The following is a 1,305-nucleotide window of genomic DNA, read 5'->3' as shown; positions in this document are numbered from 1 at the left end:
CAGGACGCGGAAAAAGGCTGGGCTCAGCCGGCTGGTCGTGATTCTCTCCGGTCGTGGAGAAAGCGGCCGGCGAGGGAACGATGCGGGGATCGGACGAACGCAGCGAGGGTCTGTTCAGCTACGTGAGCTGCGAGGCTCGGGTTCCGGCCAACCACCCGCTGCGAGCGATCCGGGCCATCGTGGATGAAGCGCTGGAGGTGATGTCGCCAGCCTTCGAGGGTCTGTACTCCAAGATCGGCCGGCCGTCGATCCCGCCGGAGAAGCTGCTGCGGGCGCTGCTTCTCCAGGCTTTCTACTCGGTGCGCTCGGAACGCCAGCTGATGGAGCAACTCGATTACAACCTGCTGTTCCGCTGGTTCGTCGGCCTGTCGATGGACGCGCCGGTGTGGGACGTGACGGTCTTCACCAAGAACCGTGAGCGCCTGCTGGCCGGCGACGTGGCGGCCAAGTTCCTGGCCACCGTGCTGGGCCAGCCGAAGGTCAAGGCGTTGTTGTCGGACGAGCATTTCTCGGTGGACGGGACGCTGATCGAAGCCTGGGCCAGCGTGAAGAGCTTCCGCCCCAAGGATGGCAGTGGCGAGCCGCCGGGGCCGGGGCGCAACGGCGAGCGCGACTTCCACGGCGAGAAGCGCTCCAACGAGACCCATGCCTCGACCAGCGATCCCGAGGCCCGCCTCTACCGCAAGGGCAACGGCCAGCCGGCCAAGCTGGCCTTCATGGGCCACGCGCTGATGGAGAACCGCCACGCCCTGGTGGTCGATGTCCGGCTCACCGCGGCCACCGGCTTGGCCGAGCGCGAGGCGGCGGTCTCCATGGTCGAGGCCATCCCCGGTCGCCACCGCATCACGGTGGGCGCCGATAAGGCCTACGACACCAAGGATTTCGTGGCGAACGTGCGAGAATTGGGCGCGGCCCCTCACGTTGCCCAGAACACGAGCAACCGCCGCTCGGCGATCGACGGCCGGACCACCCGCCATCCCGGCTACGCCGTCAGCCTGCGAATTCGCAAGCGGATTGAGGAGGTGTTCGGTTGGATCAAAGCGGCCGGGCTGCGCAAGACCCGTCATCGCGGCACGGCTCGCGTCGGCTGGATATTCACGCTGACCGCCGCCGCCTACAACCTGATCCGCCTGCCCAAGCTGCTGGCGGCGGCATAGTCACACCCGGAGTCCGCCTGAATGGCGGCTCCGGGCGCCTCGGAGCGAGGGAAAACGCTCCATCCCGACCAAAACGGGCGTTGGAAACGCCATTTTCAAGCCTCAGCGGAGGCAAGGGCACCGCATCAGCCCGTTTTTCAGCAGCCTG

At 67.0% G+C, this 1,305-nt stretch carries 1 protein-coding gene; it reads left to right on the top strand.

Translation table 11 applies throughout. The annotated features are described in order from the left end of the window. Nucleotides 1–80 precede the first annotated feature (80 nt). Nucleotides 81–1,157, top strand: coding sequence for an IS5 family transposase (locus J2851_RS35420; RefSeq protein ID WP_209774079.1), 1,077 nt, complete (start codon nt 81–83; stop codon nt 1,155–1,157). The last annotated feature ends 148 nt before the right edge of the window (nt 1,158–1,305 follow it).

Source organism: Azospirillum rugosum, from assembly GCF_017876155.1.
Classification (GTDB): Bacteria; Pseudomonadota; Alphaproteobacteria; order Azospirillales; family Azospirillaceae; genus Azospirillum; species Azospirillum rugosum.
This window is presented reverse-complemented; position numbering and strand designations above follow the sequence as displayed.